This window comes from Spirosoma sp., assembly GCF_048594605.1.
In the GTDB taxonomy this organism is placed as follows: domain Bacteria; phylum Bacteroidota; class Bacteroidia; order Cytophagales; family Spirosomataceae; genus Spirosoma.
This window is the reverse complement of record NZ_JBMDWV010000323.1, coordinates 1-17,125: the sequence shown is the minus strand read 5'-3', so window position 1 is coordinate 17,125 and position 17,125 is coordinate 1. Positions and strand designations below refer to the sequence as shown.

General features: G+C 47.7%; 18 protein-coding genes. 7 read left to right on the top strand and 11 right to left on the bottom strand.

Annotated features, from left to right (window positions below):
• Positions 1-261: 261 nt before the first annotated feature.
• The 4 genes from ACOJS8_RS19550 to ACOJS8_RS19535 form a co-directional block, all read right to left on the bottom strand.
• Positions 262-1,140: a bifunctional 5,10-methylenetetrahydrofolate dehydrogenase/5,10-methenyltetrahydrofolate cyclohydrolase gene (locus ACOJS8_RS19550; protein WP_420150231.1), complete on the bottom strand. Its 879-nt coding sequence runs from the start codon at positions 1,138-1,140 to the stop codon at positions 262-264.
• 127 nt (positions 1,141-1,267) lie between these two features.
• The gene (locus ACOJS8_RS19545; RefSeq protein ID WP_420150230.1) at positions 1,268-2,398 is read right to left on the bottom strand and encodes an AAA family ATPase; all 1,131 of its coding nucleotides are present in this window, start codon (positions 2,396-2,398) and stop codon (positions 1,268-1,270) included.
• A 12-nt stretch (positions 2,399-2,410) separates the two neighbouring features.
• Positions 2,411-3,112: an RNA ligase family protein gene (locus ACOJS8_RS19540; RefSeq protein ID WP_420150229.1), complete on the bottom strand. Its 702-nt coding sequence runs from the start codon at positions 3,110-3,112 to the stop codon at positions 2,411-2,413.
• A 161-nt stretch (positions 3,113-3,273) separates the two neighbouring features.
• Positions 3,274-3,774, bottom strand: coding sequence for a DUF4385 domain-containing protein (locus ACOJS8_RS19535; RefSeq protein ID WP_420150228.1), 501 nt, complete (start codon positions 3,772-3,774; stop codon positions 3,274-3,276).
• 121 nt (positions 3,775-3,895) lie between these two features.
• On the opposite strand from ACOJS8_RS19535, the gene ACOJS8_RS19530 reads away from it, so the two are divergent.
• Positions 3,896-4,435 (top strand): DUF1349 domain-containing protein, encoded by a 540-nt coding sequence (locus ACOJS8_RS19530; protein ID WP_420150227.1) that lies wholly within the window; start codon positions 3,896-3,898, stop codon positions 4,433-4,435.
• 80 nt (positions 4,436-4,515) lie between these two features.
• Here ACOJS8_RS19530 and ACOJS8_RS19525 read toward each other — a convergent pair whose 3' ends face one another.
• Positions 4,516-5,154 carry a pyridoxamine 5'-phosphate oxidase family protein gene (locus ACOJS8_RS19525; RefSeq protein WP_420150226.1) on the bottom strand — a complete coding sequence of 213 codons (639 nt, stop codon included), beginning with the start codon at positions 5,152-5,154 and terminating at the stop codon, positions 4,516-4,518.
• A 120-nt stretch (positions 5,155-5,274) separates the two neighbouring features.
• On the opposite strand from ACOJS8_RS19525, the gene ACOJS8_RS19520 reads away from it, so the two are divergent.
• Entirely contained in the window at positions 5,275-6,018 is a 744-nt protein-coding gene (locus ACOJS8_RS19520; RefSeq protein WP_420150225.1) for an SOS response-associated peptidase, read from the top strand.
• Between the two features lie 67 nt (positions 6,019-6,085).
• On the opposite strand, the gene ACOJS8_RS19515 is transcribed toward ACOJS8_RS19520, so the two are convergent.
• Both ACOJS8_RS19515 and ACOJS8_RS19510 read right to left on the bottom strand, forming a co-directional pair.
• The gene (locus tag ACOJS8_RS19515; RefSeq protein ID WP_420150224.1) at positions 6,086-7,012 is read right to left on the bottom strand and encodes an ROK family protein; all 927 of its coding nucleotides are present in this window, start codon (positions 7,010-7,012) and stop codon (positions 6,086-6,088) included.
• A gap of 107 nt (positions 7,013-7,119) precedes the next feature.
• The gene (locus tag ACOJS8_RS19510; protein WP_420150223.1) at positions 7,120-7,287 is read right to left on the bottom strand and encodes a hypothetical protein; all 168 of its coding nucleotides are present in this window, start codon (positions 7,285-7,287) and stop codon (positions 7,120-7,122) included.
• Between the two features lie 28 nt (positions 7,288-7,315).
• Here ACOJS8_RS19510 and ACOJS8_RS19505 point away from each other — a divergent pair, with 28 nt between their 5' ends.
• Both ACOJS8_RS19505 and ACOJS8_RS19500 read left to right on the top strand, forming a co-directional pair.
• Positions 7,316-8,080 carry an SAM-dependent methyltransferase gene (locus tag ACOJS8_RS19505; RefSeq protein ID WP_420150222.1) on the top strand — a complete coding sequence of 255 codons (765 nt, stop codon included), beginning with the start codon at positions 7,316-7,318 and terminating at the stop codon, positions 8,078-8,080.
• A gap of 220 nt (positions 8,081-8,300) precedes the next feature.
• Complete coding sequence (locus ACOJS8_RS19500) at positions 8,301-8,894, top strand: TetR/AcrR family transcriptional regulator (protein ID WP_420150221.1); 594 nt, start codon at positions 8,301-8,303, stop codon at positions 8,892-8,894.
• Positions 8,895-8,947: 53 nt separating this feature from the next.
• On the opposite strand, the gene ACOJS8_RS19495 is transcribed toward ACOJS8_RS19500, so the two are convergent.
• The 4 genes from ACOJS8_RS19495 to ACOJS8_RS19480 all read right to left on the bottom strand — a co-directional run bounded on the left by ACOJS8_RS19495 (position 8,948) and on the right by ACOJS8_RS19480 (position 14,296).
• A complete protein-coding gene (locus ACOJS8_RS19495) occupies positions 8,948-11,383 on the bottom strand; it encodes an outer membrane beta-barrel protein (protein WP_420150220.1) in 2,436 nt (811 codons plus the stop codon).
• Between the two features lie 144 nt (positions 11,384-11,527).
• Complete coding sequence (locus ACOJS8_RS19490; RefSeq protein WP_420150219.1) at positions 11,528-12,397, bottom strand: YitT family protein; 870 nt, start codon at positions 12,395-12,397, stop codon at positions 11,528-11,530.
• A gap of 82 nt (positions 12,398-12,479) precedes the next feature.
• The gene (gene cysK, locus ACOJS8_RS19485; RefSeq protein WP_420150218.1) at positions 12,480-13,388 is read right to left on the bottom strand and encodes a cysteine synthase A; all 909 of its coding nucleotides are present in this window, start codon (positions 13,386-13,388) and stop codon (positions 12,480-12,482) included.
• Between the two features lie 62 nt (positions 13,389-13,450).
• Positions 13,451-14,296, bottom strand: coding sequence for a serine O-acetyltransferase (locus ACOJS8_RS19480; RefSeq protein ID WP_420150217.1), 846 nt, complete (start codon positions 14,294-14,296; stop codon positions 13,451-13,453).
• A gap of 219 nt (positions 14,297-14,515) precedes the next feature.
• Between ACOJS8_RS19480 and ACOJS8_RS19475 the strand changes: the two genes are divergently transcribed.
• The 3 genes from ACOJS8_RS19475 to ACOJS8_RS19465 form a co-directional block, all read left to right on the top strand.
• Complete coding sequence (locus ACOJS8_RS19475) at positions 14,516-15,736, top strand: PQQ-dependent sugar dehydrogenase (RefSeq protein WP_420150216.1); 1,221 nt, start codon at positions 14,516-14,518, stop codon at positions 15,734-15,736.
• Positions 15,737-15,897: 161 nt separating this feature from the next.
• A complete protein-coding gene (locus ACOJS8_RS19470; protein ID WP_420150232.1) occupies positions 15,898-16,410 on the top strand; it encodes a methylated-DNA--[protein]-cysteine S-methyltransferase in 513 nt (170 codons plus the stop codon).
• Between the two features lie 22 nt (positions 16,411-16,432).
• A partial coding sequence (locus tag ACOJS8_RS19465) for an MBL fold metallo-hydrolase (RefSeq protein WP_420150215.1) occupies positions 16,433-17,125 on the top strand: 693 nt, incomplete at its 3' end.

Below are 17,125 nucleotides of genomic sequence, written 5' to 3'. Positions count from 1 at the left end.
AGTGAATGATTACTTTAAAGCTATTTGGGTACACAATCACGTGATCGAGGGGTTGATAAAATGATAAAGAATAAATAAGAGTTTATCTTACAGTAATTTGTTGAATATTGACTTAGCGGTATAGGGACGGTGCGGCAAACGTAGCGCATTAGTCGAATTAGAAAACGCATCTGTTCTTTAGCTGACTATCTACAGCCAAAAACAGATGCGTTTGCGACCAAAATGGTCTAGAGTGATAGTTGATAACTGCACACGGCGGCCTTAATAGACTTCTCCTCGAGCGGCTTTCAGTGTATTTTGCATGAGTGAGCAGATAGTCATCAAACCTACTCCTCCGGGAACGGGCGTAATGAAGCTTGCTTTTGGGGCGACTTCGTCAAATTTTACATCGCCTTTCAGGGAAAAGCCACTTTTCTTGCTCGCATCGGGCACACGTTCCAGCCCTACGTCGATCACGACGGCACCTTCTTTAACCATATCGGCCGTAACGAATTCCGGCTTTCCGAGGGCGGCAACCAGAATATCCGCCGTACGACAAATTTCGGCGAGGTTCTTCGTGCGGCTGTGGGTGAGCGTAACCGTACAGTTGCCGGGGTAAGTGTTACGTTGCATCAAAATCGACATCGGAAGACCCACAATCTGACTGCGACCGACAACAACACAATGCTTTCCAGACGTTTCAATGTTATATCGTTTGATCATTTCCAGAACACCCTGCGGAGTCGCTGAAATATAAGCTGGTAATCCTTTCGCCATTCGACCGATGTTGATTGGATGGAAACCGTCGACGTCTTTGGCCGGGCTGATCGTTTCCATAATACGATCGGGGTTGATGTGATTGGGGAGGGGGAGCTGCACGATCAGACCATCCATATCTGGATTCTCATTCACTTCACGAACCTTGGCTAACAGGTCTTCTTCAGAAACGGAAGGATCGAATCGGATGAGGGTGGAATGCATACCTACCTCTTCGCAGTTTTTCATTTTCGACGCTACGTAGGTTTCTGAAGCACCATTGTTGCCGACCAGAATCGCGACAAGGTGGGGAATTTTGCCGCCTTGCTCCCGTATTTGAGCGACCTCAGCCGCAATTTCCTGTTTGATCTGGGATGAGAGAAGTTTACCGTCTAAAAGTTGCATGTGTCTGTTATTAGTCTTCAGTCGAAAGTCGTCGGGACAGCCATTGGGCTAGTAACGGTCTACCGACGACGTCAACTCAACCGCAAAGCTACATAAAGAAACAGGTTTGAGATTCCTGAAGACGAGTTTACTCAATACGTTCCGGTACAAAATATTGAACCTCGTGCGCTTCCCAGGCTGACGGAATTTCCAGCCGTTGAAACATCCGATAAAGGACATCATCAGGCACTACATGTTCACGATCTTCGTTTTGCTGAATTAACTGCTGATATGGTACTTCAATATATACCAGGCGAACCTGCGCTTTATACGTAGTGAACAGATCGATTAACTGCTGTCGGATCTGACGTGTCAGGTTCGTTGCGTTCCAGACAAACGGCGTCTGCTTGCGCAGCATACCTTTGGCATCTTCTCTGGCCAACCGAACCACGCGGCTGGTGCCCTGTTTGTCAGTCGGACTAATTTTTAGCTGACGCCTATAGTTGTCCAGGCTGATAACCGGCCAGTCGGCCAGGTAGCGCGATACGAACGTATCTTTTCCGGAACCGGGTAAGCCAGATAAAAGCACAATTTCAGAACCCATTTCGGGAAAAGGTTGGTAATCCGGATAAGACGTATCATGACTAAAATAATGAAACCGAGCCGCGTCGCTGATAAATGGATAACGTTGGCCCCAGCATTGGTTTTCGCGGCAAAATTCCTCGAACAAATCAATTCTGTACAGCAGATCCGCCTGATCAGCACAAACGCGCCCTCGAACATCCGCCCGCGCGAGCATGGCTAGCCACTCCGTGTTTACGTCCAGACTAAGCTGTAGCAATGCCTTCTGCGGATCTGGTTTATCAAAAATCCAGAGCGGAAAACCATGATACCGAATCAGTTTACAGATTTGCTCACGCGTTTTGAAATCGGGTACCGAAGCTAAACGATAGCCCGTATACAACATTTCCCGCACGGTGTGTTCTCCTTTGCGGGCATGTCCACGCGCCGTAATACTACCATCTGGCTCGATAACGGTTGTCGATCGTTTTTCTACATCATGCAGGAGTGCCGCCGTCCAGAGTAGTTCCTGATCGTCCGGACGTAACCACTGGTATTGTTTGTCGGCAACAAGGGCAGAGAGCACCAGTTGTGTATGGACTGCTACGTTGCCCTCAGCATGATGACGTGGGTCCTGTACTACGTCTGCCATATCCCGAATTTCACGAAATTGGTTTGTAAGCGCGGTCCACTGTTTATCGGTTGTGAATGTCCACATAGCTTTACAGAATTAATAGAGCTCGTTCGATTGCTCTTGAATCAGGCGGGCGCGTTTCCAGGTACGTGTCCAGTGTTCATCTGTTTTAACGTGCCCCCGACGAACGTATTTAAAAACATTATGCTGGTGATCGTCAACAGAATACGCACCGGCGTTACGTGTCACAATGCCTTCACAGGTGCATTTTTCACCGGTTTGATAATCAAATGACTCAAACGTACCGGGCAATGTGGCTAGTTCTGTTACAGCAGCCTCAACTTCTGTAAAGCTGAATGGCTGCTTCTGGATAGCCAGGACCGGAACTGTTGGGAAATTCAGCAACTGCGCATAAAATTCGGTCTCTTCCCACGATAGCCATTTCTCGTTTTCCCGAACAGCAAAAACGTAGAAATAAGCGTCAATACGTCTGTAGCAGATGGAGTGTACTGCATAAAGATTTTCACCGAAAACTTCCAGGTCGCCCAACTCATGTTTGATTCGTTCCCAACGGTCGCGGAGATGACGAGTCCAGGGAGTTTGGGTGGGTGCTGCGTGTGATCGGGCAAATACTCCGTAGCGATTCAGGCAGTTGTTTTCGCCGTCCAGCTTTTCGGTATGTATCAGTACATCGATGCGGGAAAGATCTTCCTGAGTCTGATGATTGATGCGGTCGTCGCTTGTTGTACCCGGCGAAAAGGGGTAATGATACGTTCGACCATATTTACGGGAAATCATAGTAATCGCATTTTGATGAAACAATAAAAACACAGGCACTTTACTGGGCAGTAAAGGCTATCCACGTAGCGGAACCTGTGTGCGATTACATGACATTCGGTGGTTTATGAGTTGTCGATTCGTTGAACGTAGCAAAGATAGTGTACTGATCTGGAAATCGTTTACCCATATTTCTCCTGCCACTCTTTCTTTAGTTTTTTATACTCGGGGTCCTCGCGTGCTTCGAGGTACTTGCCGTAAAAAATCCGGGCCGATTCCGCTTTCACAGGATCTTCGTTGCGCGGAAGCTGATCCCGGCCATGTGCGCCCGAACGCCCTTTCTGATCATCAGGGACAGGGCCATCGTATTTTTGTCCTGTTTTGTGATTCGCGTACCGACGCGATCGGGTATAGCCCATTTGCAGAAACTTTCTGGCCATATCCATGCCAATGAAATCACCCTTTGCTTTATAATCCAGAAACAACTGGTAGATTTTCTCTGACGATTCTCGGGCAATTTCGGGCGATTTAAATTTCCAGTAAGGTAAGATTTCCTCTTTATAGGGTCTGACCAAAAGTACACCCTGTTCACCTTTGCCCACTCGGTACAGCTCAGGCTGTTCGCGCAGATTGAGCTGCCGATAGTCGAGATCGTAATTAAAAGCCCGATTATTTGTCGCCATATGGTTTGCTCTAACAGGTGTATAACGTACTTGAGCATTAAAAGTCCTAAAACCGGTTCACTGTTTATTAAGGCATAGTGCCGTCGAACTAATTTTCATACTTTCGCCCAAAACAAGGACTATGATCTGGTATAATAAGCCATCAATCTGGAATGCCGATAAGGATCTGATTCATATGCGGGTCGAAGCCGATACTGACTTCTGGCGTATTACCCATTATGATTTTGTTCGGGATAACGGCCATTTCTATTATCAGGAACAGGCCGGTGATTTTGTTGCGAGTGTTAAAATCACCGGTCGTTATGCCGACTTGTATGATCAGGCTGGGCTAATGCTACGTCTTGATGAACGGAACTGGATCAAGACGGGGATTGAATATGTTGATGAACGCCAACACGTTAGTGCAGTCGTTACGCGGGAGTTTTCCGATTGGTCAGTTTGTCCTCAGTCGAATGATCAGCCCTCGATTTTTTTGCGCTTAACCCGTCAAAACGATTCAGTACGTATTGATTATTCGTTCGATGATTTTACGTATCAAATGCTGCGGCTGGCGTATTTCACTCCAGAGGTGCCTGTGCAAATTGGCATGATGGCCGCTGCTCCCGATGGTCGGGGGTTCGACGTTACGTTTGAGCAATTCTCTGTGCTGCCTATTTTCTGATTGGCAATTAGTTGAATTACTCTGACAACGTATTGTGTTTTATTCTGGCTACTGTCCAGAGAGGTAGCAACTGGCTGAAATTAAGGAGCTAACCAAGCCATCCTAGACTCTGGTTCATACTGAAACCGAGCACGCACCTGTCCTTCCCGGCTTACGCGAAGATACTCCATAGCCAGCACACGACATTCGATCACCGCAAAATTGCTACGTCCCGCTTTTTCGGCTTCATCGGTCAGGTCTTTGCCATTCAAATAGTCTGGAAAGCCAGGGTAGGGGGTTGGCAATTCGCTACCGGGAACGTACTCTGAAAAATAAAGCTTACGACTACCATCGGCGAGTTTCTCCCAATGCTCGTCCGCGATGTAATCATCTGTATGAAGCCGGGTTTCGGCCGTCAGACGAAGTTGAATCTGTTGCTTGCTGTCCCAAAATAAAAGCGTAGTTGTAGGAAAGGCTTCAAGCTGTATAACTTTTTCGGAACGTGCATCCGTATGAAACCAGACGTATTTGCGGATTCCATCAACGGCACGTAATATCACCATACGAGCATCGGCTCCCCGGTTGGTGCAGGTAGCGACAGTCATGGTTTTGAATCCTGCATCAATACCCTGACCGTGCTCAGTGGTGGAGATGAGTTGATGCCAGATTGCACGCTCAAGGTCAGTAAGAGAATCCGGAAAGGTTATCTGCAAAGTTGATTCAGGCTGATTCGCTGTCATAAGCGATTGGCGTATGGTGATTGATTTTATGAACTGAAACACCCGTTGGGATAACCTAAGGGTTAATTTTTTTGTTTAATTATTGTAATTCATAAAATTAACGGCTCAACTGACGGACTCATGTGTTTTCATAAATCGCTCAATGTTACAGCTCAACAACTGGAAGAACGATACGACGCTACGTTGCCGGAATCGACTCAATTTCAGCCGGTGTACCATGCGAATGCCTATCAGTTTCCGACCTGGCCGATCGTAACACATCAGGAACCCGAACGATTTCAGATGATGCATTGGGGGCTGATACCCCATTGGGTTAAAACCTATGATGATGCAATGGAGGCCCGCACCAGAACCATTAACGCTCGCTCTGAAACGATCTACGAAAAACCCTCATTCCGTTCGGCTGCGCAGGCTGGAAAGCGGTGTCTTATACCCGTAACCGGCTTTTACGAGTGGCATACGATTGGTAGTAAAAAATTTCCGTTTTACATAAACGCAAAAGATCAGGAGATTGCTTCAATTGCCGGTCTGTGGGACGAGTGGCCTGATCCAGACTCGGGTGAATTAATACGAACGTACACGCTCTTAACCACAGAGGCTAACCCGCTCCTGGCCGCTATCCATAATTCAAAAGAACGGATGCCTTGTTTGCTGACTCAAAAAGCCGAACAGGCCTGGCTTCACGATGATCTGAGTGAAGAGGACGCTCTTCATTTATTAGCCAGGCAGTATCCTGCCAGTAAAATGCATAGTTACAGCATTAGTAAGCGCATTACGTCGCGAAAAGAACCGAGCGACGTTCCGGAAGTACTGGAGCCCGCTAACTATCCGGAGCTGAGCAAAGCCCCTCAGTTGTTTAGCTGAGTAGCAGAGGGCATGGGGTATAAGAAAAAATGCTCTGGTTTTCCTTGCTATCCCTGCAACCCCGGCTTTACAACAGCGCTGCGCCGAAAACACCAGCGCTATCGCCTAACTTGGGCTTTAGAAAGCGGGTGTTGATTTCTCGACTGTTGAAGATGTACTTACGGGCTCGCTCCAGGCCCTCCGTATAGAGTAGATCAATGTTGCTTAAGCCACCGCCTAGAACGATTGCGTCGGGATCAAGAATGTTAATGATCACCGAAATACCCTTTCCAAAATACTCCAGCAGCCGGTTAATCGTTTGACTCGCAATTAAGTCGTTGCCCTGCTGATAACGGTCAATTATCTCTTCCATAGACCGATCTTCACCGCTCATTTTTTTGTAATAGTGCTGTAACGCAGGTCCCGAAATAACCTGTTCTACACAACCACGCTTGCCGCAGTAGCACGAATTCCCGTTCTCTTCCAGAATATTATGTCCCCATTCGCCACCAAGACCTTGTAAACCATTCAGGACAAACGGACGTTTGTCTCGCCCCTGGCCTCGCACAACAATACCGCCACCAACGCCCGTACCCATAATTACCCCGAACACTGTTTGATAGCCCGGCACTACGTCTGGCACGATACCCATTGTGGTTTCGGCCAGTGCAAAGCAATTGGCATCGTTGGCTATTTCGACTGGAACATTTAACAAACGAGCCAGATCCTGCTTCATCGGCTTCCCATTCAGAACGGTTGTATTGCAATTTTTCATGGCCTGGCGTGCCGGATCGAATGTGCCGGGTGTGCTAAACCCAACGCGCTCTGGCGCCAGGCCGGTTTCTGCTTTGAGTGTATCGATCAGGCCTGTAATCTGGTTTAGGATATGATCGTACCCTTTATGGGCTTCGGTATCGATACGTTTGCGAATGAGAACGGCTTCAGGTTTGGGAGCGGAAAGAACAACGCCTTCCGTTTTAGTACCTCCTAAGTCGATGCCCCAGTAAGTCTGCATAGTATAAATATTGGGTTTACAGGCCACGAATTACAATTTAATTCTGATCGGCGGTTAGTTTTACTGTTAAAAACTAATTAATCATTGAGTATAGCTCAATATTAAGTTTACTGTGAGCGAATACCCTCAATTTCACACAGAAAAGAAAGAAGTAATGCTTCAGGATTTCGTGTAGAAAGCTGATTAATCGTTGTTACGAGCGTCCATACTGTTGGCGTAATGCGCTGTAACGTAGTGCAGGTGTGGCTTAAATGACAAGGTAGTCGGAATTTCATTCAATTCGCTCAATTATTCATTTACAAAATGGCGTGGTATCATACTTTTTTTCATGGATTGCCGCAGGTTGCCTGGAAAGCAGCGCAGACCGACGAGCAAAACCAACTCGACCTGGAAATGCTTGTAGAAACACTCGACTTCGGACCGGGTGATCGACTGCTGGACATATTCTGTGGCTATGGTCGTCATGCGGTGCCGCTGGCCCGAATGGGAGCCCGTCTTACCGGGATAGACATTTCAGCGGAATACATTGCCGAATTGAAGGAAGTTGCCGATGCCGAAAAATTGTCAGTCGTAACCATTACCGATGATTTTCTTCAGGTAGCGAAAAATAAAATAGGACCGCCAGCTACGTTTAATGCAGCTTATTGTCTGGGCAATAGTTTTAGCTTCTTCCCTCGCCCTGATATGGTGGCGTTTCTGGAACGTATTGCCGATTTGCTGAAACCAGGTGGTCGATTTCTGGCGCATACCGAAATGATTGCTGAGTCAGTTCTGCCCGATTATCAGGCTCGCAGCTGGCAACCTGTCGGTGATATGGCTGATCCTATTTTGTTTATGGTCGAAAATGAATACTACCCACTCGAAAGCCGAATCAGCTCACAACTAACTTACGTGCAAGCCGGAAAAACCGAAATGCGGACCGCAAACCACTACGTGTACACAGTGGCCGAACTCAGGCATCTATTTGCCGAAGCGGGACTAGCTGTGCTGGCCTGTTATGGCACTCTGGAGGGAGATGAATTTGCACTGGGCGACGAAGCTTTATGGATGTTAGCTCAGAAAATGTAATCAATGAACATATTTGCAATAAACTGATAGCCAACAAACTTGTCCATTTAATAAATTTTATAAGAACGAATAACTATATACGTTTGTATTTAATTAAATTTATAGAAGACCCCATTAGATTTTTCACAGAAAAGGCGTGTCTTTTTTTAAGATTCCCGTCAGAAATACGTAATTTTCAGGTGATTTAACACCGTTAACTGCGGACAGAGGACCTACTTCTATGCAGACAATTGAACGTAAAGTGCGTAGCCGTGAGCAAACTCGTTCGGGCATCGTCAATACCGCAAAAGCTATCGCCAGCCGCGAAGGATGGCAAGCCGTTTCGATCCGTAAAATCGCTGATGCGATTGAATATAGCGCCCCTGTCGTTTATGAATATTTTGATAGTAAAGATGTCTTACTTGATGAAATTCGGAACGAAGGTTTCAATTATTTACAGCAAGAGTACGAACGCATTCTGAAGCTATATCGCGACCCCGAAAAACGACTTTTCGAGATATCGCTTATTCAATGGGAGTTCGCACGGCAGCAGCCCGAGATTTATCAGGTAATGTATAACCTGGACGGAGCGTACTGCACACTGCCCGTGTATCAGTCAGAAGCTATGCAGGGGGTTAGTCGTATTATCTGCGATACGATTTATTCGTTTATTCCTAAAGCAAAGGAAGCTATTAAGCGGCTGTATTTTCAGTGGTGGGCTGTTTCGCATGGGATGATTATGCTGGCCATGATGCTTAAAGAAGAACAACCCCTGGATCAATCAGAACAACTATACCGCGAAACGATGCGCCGATTCGTGCGCGACTTACGGTAAAAATCAATAGTGGTTAGTCACTGGTTTCTGATGACTAACCACTATTGATCGATTTACGAAGCGCTACCTGCCCGGCGTTTTTCTTCTTCGGCTCCCCCCGACCGTCGGCGAGATGGCGATAAAACCTCATTGCCAAATCGATACGTAAAGGAAACGGTTGCTACCCGCGTGTCCTGACGCTGATAAAACCGCTCCACATAATTGGTGTAAGCCGACGTAGCGTTTAATGGACTTGTGTAGAAAACGTCCGTTACGTTCAACTTGAGTGTGCCTTTTTTGTTGAGCATTGTTTTCTGCAAGCCAATATTCAGCTGGCCAAGCGGCCGAATATCCAGGAAGCCATACAACTGACGGGATTGGTAATTGCCGGTAAGATCGGCAGTCCAGCCACGCCCTATTGTAAATGTGCTGGTGCTATTGAGCGTAAAAGCGGGTAAGCCATTGTTGAGTGATGTACCGGCTAATTCACCGACAAACTTCTGGTAATAAGCGACTACGTTATTGTCCAGCGTCCACCACTTCGTTGGCTGGGCTGGAATCGTCAGCGTCAGGCCGTAGTAATCGGAGCGCGTCAGGTTCTGGAATGTCGATACGGCCTGGCGATTGCCTTCGGGAGCAGGTTGTACTACGTCGATAATAGGTTGATTCGTGCGTGTATAGTTAAATGACGTAATAAACTTCTGCTTGAAGGTATGTGTCAGTTCAACGTTATAGCTGGTCTGTGGGAATAGGGATGGATTACCGGTAAAATACGTAGTAGCATCGATGTAAGCCCGGAATGGATTGAGCTGATTGTAGGTTGGACGGTCGATCCGACGGCTCAGCGATAAGCTTACATCATGCAGTTTCGAGAGCGGCTGTTTGATAAATACGCTCGGGAAGAGCTGAAAATAACGGCGTTCGAAACGATTGTCGCCAATTACCTGAACTCCGCTGACAATGGTTTGCTCACTACGCAGGCCGATCTGGACAGATGTTTTCTGGATGGTTTTGCTGAAATTCAGGTAGGTTGCACTGATGTATTCGTTGTACCGAAACTGATTACTTTTCCCCGTATCGACAGTACTCTGGCCCTCTGTGATATTGGTGAACAGAACGTTATTGTCCGAATTGACCCAGCTAACCTTAACACCCCCTTCCAGTTTAGCCTGATTCGGCAGTTTGCGCGTGTAATCTGCTTTTGCTGAGCGGATATTCAGCCCACCGTCCAGATCGCCGGCTAAGGTCGTGGGCGGCCGAACCGGGAGCGTGAACGAAGTTTCCAGATTCTGAAGTCGATGGGTTTCGTAGTGAGCAAAATCGAGATCGGCTGTTAACTCCTGGCTTCCTGTCGAATCGAAACTGTGCTTCATGTTCATATTCACGGCTACGTTCGGCATCGACAGATTCCGGCGATTGGCTGACTGATAGCTAGATTGGAGGTTGCCGCGCTCGTCGAACGTCTGTGTTACGTTCGGTATACGAGCTTCTGCGTTCATAGCTAAACCGCTCACCACAGCTCCTAATAGCGTTCGTTTGGATAAAGTATAGTCAATTCCTGCCCGGTACGTATTCGAGATGTAATTTGTTTTTCCTACGTTATCTTGGTCGCTACTGCCAATAAACTGCTGATTCTGGTAAAAATTCCGGTGCAAGGTCAGCTGCGTAAAAACGTTACGGTCGCTGTAGTTATAATTGCCAAAAATATTCAGTTTTTTATGGCGGTGGTTCAGCGAAATACCACTCGTAAGCTTATAGTAACGGCCATAGCCATAACTACCCGTAATACTACCGTTTGTACCTTGCCGACTATCTTTTTTGAGTTTGATCGAAATAATACCCGCTCCACCAGCGGCATCATACTTGGCGGGTGGATTGGTAATCAGCTCGATTTTATCGACAGAATTGGCGGGCAGACCACGTAGCATTTCTCCCAGTTCAGTGCCCGTCATTGGAACACGTTTGCCATCAATAAGCACCAGCACACCCTGTTTGCCCCGTAATGCGAGGTTGTCATTTTGATCGACTGTGACGCCCGGTGATCGGCTGAGAACTTCCAGCGACGTAGCGCCAGCACTAAGTGGACTTCCATCTACGTTGACAACAATGCGGTCGACTTCCCGTTCGAAAAGTGGTTTCCGGGCCTGCACCGTTAATTCCTTTAGTTGGGTTTTACTACTGGGCTTTAGTAGAATGGCTGGTAAGGTCTGATCGGCAGAGGCAACCAGGAAGGGGGCCGTCTGGACACGGTCAAAACCCACTTGGGAGGCTGAAACAAAATACTGACCAGCGGGTAATTGATCAAATCGGAACGTACCGGCTTCACTGCTGAACTCGGTCTTGACGACCACGGAATCAACTGCCCGATGAATAGCTACGGTTGCAAACTCAACCGTTTTTCCGTCGGCGTCGCGGACAATGCCTGAAACAATAGGTCCACTTTTCGCGTAGACAAAGTTTTGCCCCACCAGGAGCAGAGTGAATAGACAAGCGCGTAGAAAGAACGTCATGCCGAATTGCGTTTAGGTTTGTTGAATCGATTTCAGGCTAAAGACCAGAAAACCGATTTGCAGCGCGGCATTTATCCACAAACGGCCGAAAACGGGTATTAACGGAAGTAGTCGATAGTAAGGTAGCTGATAGGCTGTTGACTGCTAATGCATAGGTAGGGTTTTTACTTTACCCCCTGCTACGTCGTCAACGCTGTGATGAATAATAAAGGCGTTTGGATCTACTTTGTTAACGATGGTGCGCAGCCGGTTGATTTCGAGTCGTGTCACTACGATATAAAGAACACTATCAATGTCTTCGCGATTGCCATGCTTTCCATAGCCGCCCTGGCTTTTTAAGAGGGTTACGCCCCAACCCTGATCGATGATGCGTTGATTGATAATATTATTATACTTCGAAATAATCATTACGGCTGTGTGCTCTTCAATACCATGAATAATAAAATCCACCGTTTTCGAGGCTGCGAAGTAAGTAATCATCGAATACAGGGCCGGGTTGATACCTAGAAACAAAGCGGCCGCTGCAAAAATCACTACGTTAAGAAGCAGAATGACATCGCTCACTTTCAGTACGTGGCTACTGCGGCTAATGAGAAGAGCAGCAATTTCAGTCCCATCCAGTACGGCTCCGCCCCGTATGGCTAAACCAATGCCGGCCCCGATAAAGAATCCGCCAAATATGGCTGTCAGTAATAAATCGGGTGTTACGTCCGGGTAAGGTATAACGGCCAGGCTAAGCGAGAGACCAGCAATCCCTAATGTGCTTTTTAGTGCAAACTGCCGGCCAAATTGCCGATACCCTAATCCAATGAACGGTAAATTAATAATGAGTAACCAGATCGGGAGTGGAATGCTGAACAACGTTGCCAGCAACATGGAAACGCCAGTTACGCCCCCATCGATAAAATGACTCGATAACAGAAAGCCCTTAATGCCCATGCCAGCACTAAGTATTCCGGCGATGATAAAAATAGCGTCCTTAACAGGGCGATAGTAAACAGATTGTCGGGCCATAGAGAGGAGGTGAGAGTGTTGATAGTCGTCAGTCAATAGTATGCTTGTATGCATCAATGCCAACTACCGACTATGACTATCATCAATATAACCCCTCTATCGATAAATAACGTTCTCCGGTATCGTAGCAAAATGTTAAAATTCGACTTCCTGGGGTAATATCCGGAAGTTTTTTGGCAACAGCGGCCAACGATGCACCCGACGAAATGCCTATGAAGGTACCTTCTTCCTTCGCCGATCGGCGCGCCATCTCGAAAGCGTCCTCTTTACTGACCTGAATCGAGCCATCCAGTACGTCAATGTGCAAGTTCTGCGGAATAAAACCAGCTCCAATGCCCTGAATAGGGTGAGGACCGGGAGCACCACCGCTGATAACGGGCGATAGTTCGGGCTCAACGGCATATACTTTCAGGTTAGGAAACTTTTGCTTTAGTACTCGCCCGACAGCCGTGATATGGCCGCCTGTGCCAACACCGGTAATCAATACGTCGAAACCGTCGGGAAAGTCATCCAGAATCTCCTGAGCCGTCGTGCGGATATGTACGTCGATGTTCGCCGGATTCTCGAATTGCTGTGGCATCCAGGAGTTGGGCGTTTGGGCAATGAGTTCATGTGCCCGTTCAATCGCTCCTTTCATGCCTTTCTCCCGGGGAGTTAAATCAAATTCGGCACCATAGGCGGCCATAATTCTTCGACGCTCAATACTCATCGACTCGGGCATCACCAGAATGATTTTGTACCCTTTCACGGCGGCCACCATCGCCAAACCGATACCTGTGTTGCCTGACGTCGGCTCGATAATCGTGCTGCCCGTAGTAAGCAGCCCTTTCGATTCGGCATCTTCGATCATGGAAAGGGCAATTCTATCCTTTATGCTCGCTCCTGGGTTGGCCCGTTCGAGTTTTGTCCAGACTTCATAACCCGGAAACAGTCGGTTGATACGTACGTGTGGAGTTTTACCAATCGTGTCGAGAATGGAAGAATATTTCATAGGAAAGGGAGTGAAGAAAAGGTCTATAAGGAGCAAACTGTATGCTTCTAATCCTTCATTTTTTAAATGACAAAATTGATCGGTTCTGCGGATTCCAGCGATTTTAGCCGAACTTCGGTTTGATGCTGGTGGTACACGAGTGAATGCGCTTCGACACTGTTTGTAAGCCAGACGTTACCACCAATGATGGAGTCATGACCCACCGTTGTATGACCGCCTAAAATGGTTGCGTTGGCGTAAATCACTACATTGTTTTCAATGGTTGGATGGCGTTTTTTCTGCGCCATTGATTTCGCTACGTACGTAGCACCCAACGTTACGCCCTGGTAAATCTTGACGTTGTTGCCGATAATAGTGGTTTCGCCAATGACAACCCCCGTACCGTGATCTATGAAGAATGACTGGCCAATTTGAGCGCCCGGATGGATGTCAATACCCGTCTGACCATGCGCATATTCGGTTAGCATTCGGGGCAGAAGAGGCACATCGAGTTTCAGCAATTCATGAGCAATGCGGTATACCCCGATCGCATAAAACCCTGGGTAAACAGCAACGACTTCTTCAATGCCTACCGAAGCCGGATCATTATCGGCAATTGCATGGGCATCCAGCAAAAGACCATCATAGATAGCCGGTAGTTGCTCAAAAAAACGCTCAGAAATCGTTTCAGCGCTATGCGGTAGATTTTTTTCCAGCGGACACAGCAAACGAACAAGTTGTTCATTCAGATTCTGATATGTTTCCTCTACGTGCTGTGAAACTGACTTGCAGTCCTGCGTCACCGGAAAGAGCAAGCGCATCAGTTGATCAATGAATCGTCCTGCATCTGGGCGCGACGGAAGTCGGTAGCGATACTGAGCGCGTTGCGTTTGCAGATGTTCAAGAAAGGAGCTGGTACTGGTAGTCATGGTATTGTTAGGATCGTAAAAACGAGTACAAGAGTAGAATCTACGCCCCATTGTGAGGAGACACTACACTGATCAATCCATTCGTTTAACGAATAGAGTTGCACTGCTGATCGAATAAATTGTTGATTTTGAAACAAAATGCACCTCTTAAAGTTCGCCCACCCAATCTGGAATTGTATTTGCACTGCAAATTATAGAATCAAAACGAAGTGGACTAGTATGCTGAGCAAAACGATAGGGATGTTTGGAGTTTCGTTGGCGGCTACATCACTCGTAGCGTGGCTTTTAGCTGCGGCCTGCCAGCCCGGCAACCAAGCTGAATCAATGACTCCCGACTCTACGGGAACCGGCGCAGGAACATTAGCCATGAAGGTGGTCAATGCTTATCCGAAATTAACGTTTTCCGCGCCTGTGGAATACACACACGCCAACGATGGAACGAACCGTGTGTTTGTCGTGGAGCAGGCTGGGCGTATCCGCGTATTCGGAAATGACGCCAACTCGGAAACCGCTGCGACCTATCTGGACATACGTAATAAAGTTGCTGCGGGTGGCGAGATGGGCCTGTTAGGACTGGCGTTTCATCCTGATTTTAAGCAAAATGGATTCTTCTACGTCAACTACACCAAGGATAACCCACGGGAAACGATCGTGAGTCGCTTTAAAGCGGCTTCGGCGAGTGCTACCACAGTTGATCCTAACTCCGAGGTGATTCTGTTCCGCTTTGAACAGCCCTATTCCAATCACAACGGCGGGAAAATTCTATTTGGTCCGGACGGATATCTCTACGTAGCAACCGGTGATGGGGGTAGTGGGGGCGATCCTCAGAACCATGGACAGAATCGAAGCAGCTGGCTAGGGAAAATTCTTCGCGTCGATGTGAACAGCACCGAAAAAGGGCAGTACGGTATTCCCGGCGACAATCCGTTTAAGGGCAATACAACCGGTTATCGGGAAGAGATTTTTGCTTACGGTCTCCGAAATCCATGGCGAATGAGTTTCGATGAACAAGGGCGTCTTTGGGCTGGCGATGTCGGCCAGAATAAGATCGAAGAGATCGACATCATTACCAAAGGAGGCAATTATGGCTGGCGCATCAAAGAAGGTACTGCCGATTACAATGCGTCGGGCAATGCAAATACAACGAATCTGATTCCGCCAATTTGGGAGTATAACCGCAATCAGGGCGACGTATCAATCACGGGTGGGCTCGTCTATCGAGGTTCTGCTAACCCGACGCTACGTGGTAAATATATTTACGCTGATTACGCCAGCGGACGGGTTTGGGCATTGACGTATAACGGAAGTAAGGCCACCGATAATCAGGAGATTGCTTCATCAGCCGGTTCAATCTCAGCATTTGGAGAAGATCAGAACAACGAGCTGTATCTGTGCGACTTCGGAGCAGGAAGAATCCTGAAATTGACCGGAAGCAATTAATTGATCGGTTACTGGTAAAAGTCTGGCCCCAAACGGTCAGACTTTTTGCTGCCTTTGTATTTTCTAAGGAAAGATAGTAAGTTACAGTCGTTTCTTAACCTAAATTTCCGGATGGATCGTTGGCTTTGAGCCGACCTGTAGAAATGGGTAGTAGTAAAGCAATGACCACCTGCCTGATAGAATCCCCTCTTGGTTTAGTACGTATCACCGGCAACGAAGAGGGGGTTTCTGTTATCTCCTGCACCGATATTCAGCCAGGTGTAAACGCATCGGAAACGCACCAGGAGAATCAGTTACCCGAACCGGTTCGAATAGCTGCTCAGCAGTTACGGGAGTATTTTACTGGTATGCGCCGGATGTTCGATTTTCGGATGAATCCGGTAGGAACGACTTTTCAGCAAACCGTATGGCGAGCCCTGCTCGACGTACCATTTGGCACTACGTTGTCGTACCTGGCTTTGACCCGACGTATCGGTGACGAAAAAGCAATCCGGGCGGTGGCTTCCGCCAATGGACGTAATCCCCTCTGGATCGTTGTTCCCTGCCACAGAATCATTGGCTCAGACGGGTCACTGACCGGGTATGCGGGTGGGCTTTGGCGAAAAAAATGGCTGCTGGAGCACGAACGAGATTTGTCAGGTTCAGAAACAGGAAGGCAACTATCATTGTTTTAACGGACGAAAGATCTACTCACTAATGCCTTATCTGTCACTGCTTCTGTTGTCATGTTTCGTATTGATGCTATCGTCCTGCACGCCACGCTATAAAGGTCCAGTCACCGATCATTTTAACGGCAAAAAGTTTTTTAACCCGGGTATGCCTGAGCGCTCGTCGGGCAGTCTGCTGAAGTGGTTGCTAAACCGCGACAAAGGACCATGGCCCGAGCAACCCGATGCCTTTGTCGGGGCCAAACCTGCTACACGTATTGAAGGAGATAGTCTGGTTCTAACCTTTGTTAACCACTCTACCTTTCTGATTCAGACCAACGGCCTTAACATCCTGACGGACCCTGTCTGGTCGAATCGTGTCGGACCAACGTCCTGGCTGGGAGTCAAACGCAAACGCCCGCCAGGGTTACGGTTTGAGGAATTGCCGCCTATCGACGTAGTGTTGCTAAGTCACAATCACTACGACCATCTGGATTTGCCAACCATCAAGAAACTAGCCAAACAACATAATCCCTTGTTTGTGACGCCCTTAGGCGTGTCTTATCTGCCAAAATCCGTCGATGGCCGAACGAGCCGGGAACTGGATTGGAACGATACCCTGAAAGTGAACGACAAACTTTGGCTAACCTGTACGCAGGCACAGCATTTCAGCAATCGGGGCATGGGCGACCGCGACGAAACTCTCTGGTGCGGCTACCTTATTCATACGAGCTTTGGAACA

Coding starts and splice junctions, on each gene's coding strand:
- ACOJS8_RS19500 (WP_420150221.1), top strand. CDS start 8,301: ATGCAGACAATTGAACGTAAAGTGCGTAGCCGTGAGCAAACTCGTTCG.
- ACOJS8_RS19495 (WP_420150220.1), bottom strand. CDS start 11,383: ATGACGTTCTTTCTACGCGCTTGTCTATTCACTCTGCTCCTGGTGGGG.
- ACOJS8_RS19515 (WP_420150224.1), bottom strand. CDS start 7,012: ATGCAGACTTACTGGGGCATCGACTTAGGAGGTACTAAAACGGAAGGC.
- ACOJS8_RS19550 (WP_420150231.1), bottom strand. CDS start 1,140: ATGCAACTTTTAGACGGTAAACTTCTCTCATCCCAGATCAAACAGGAA.
- ACOJS8_RS19520 (WP_420150225.1), top strand. CDS start 5,275: ATGTGTTTTCATAAATCGCTCAATGTTACAGCTCAACAACTGGAAGAA.
- ACOJS8_RS19535 (WP_420150228.1), bottom strand. CDS start 3,774: ATGGCGACAAATAATCGGGCTTTTAATTACGATCTCGACTATCGGCAG.
- ACOJS8_RS19525 (WP_420150226.1), bottom strand. CDS start 5,154: ATGACAGCGAATCAGCCTGAATCAACTTTGCAGATAACCTTTCCGGAT.
- ACOJS8_RS19545 (WP_420150230.1), bottom strand. CDS start 2,398: ATGTGGACATTCACAACCGATAAACAGTGGACCGCGCTTACAAACCAA.
- cysK (WP_420150218.1), bottom strand. CDS start 13,388: ATGAAATATTCTTCCATTCTCGACACGATTGGTAAAACTCCACACGTA.
- ACOJS8_RS19480 (WP_420150217.1), bottom strand. CDS start 14,296: ATGACTACCAGTACCAGCTCCTTTCTTGAACATCTGCAAACGCAACGC.
- ACOJS8_RS19530 (WP_420150227.1), top strand. CDS start 3,896: ATGATCTGGTATAATAAGCCATCAATCTGGAATGCCGATAAGGATCTG.
- ACOJS8_RS19490 (WP_420150219.1), bottom strand. CDS start 12,397: ATGGCCCGACAATCTGTTTACTATCGCCCTGTTAAGGACGCTATTTTT.
- ACOJS8_RS19505 (WP_420150222.1), top strand. CDS start 7,316: ATGGCGTGGTATCATACTTTTTTTCATGGATTGCCGCAGGTTGCCTGG.
- ACOJS8_RS19540 (WP_420150229.1), bottom strand. CDS start 3,112: ATGATTTCCCGTAAATATGGTCGAACGTATCATTACCCCTTTTCGCCG.
- ACOJS8_RS19510 (WP_420150223.1), bottom strand. CDS start 7,287: ATGAAATTCCGACTACCTTGTCATTTAAGCCACACCTGCACTACGTTA.
- ACOJS8_RS19470 (WP_420150232.1), top strand. CDS start 15,898: ATGACCACCTGCCTGATAGAATCCCCTCTTGGTTTAGTACGTATCACC.
- ACOJS8_RS19475 (WP_420150216.1), top strand. CDS start 14,516: ATGCTGAGCAAAACGATAGGGATGTTTGGAGTTTCGTTGGCGGCTACA.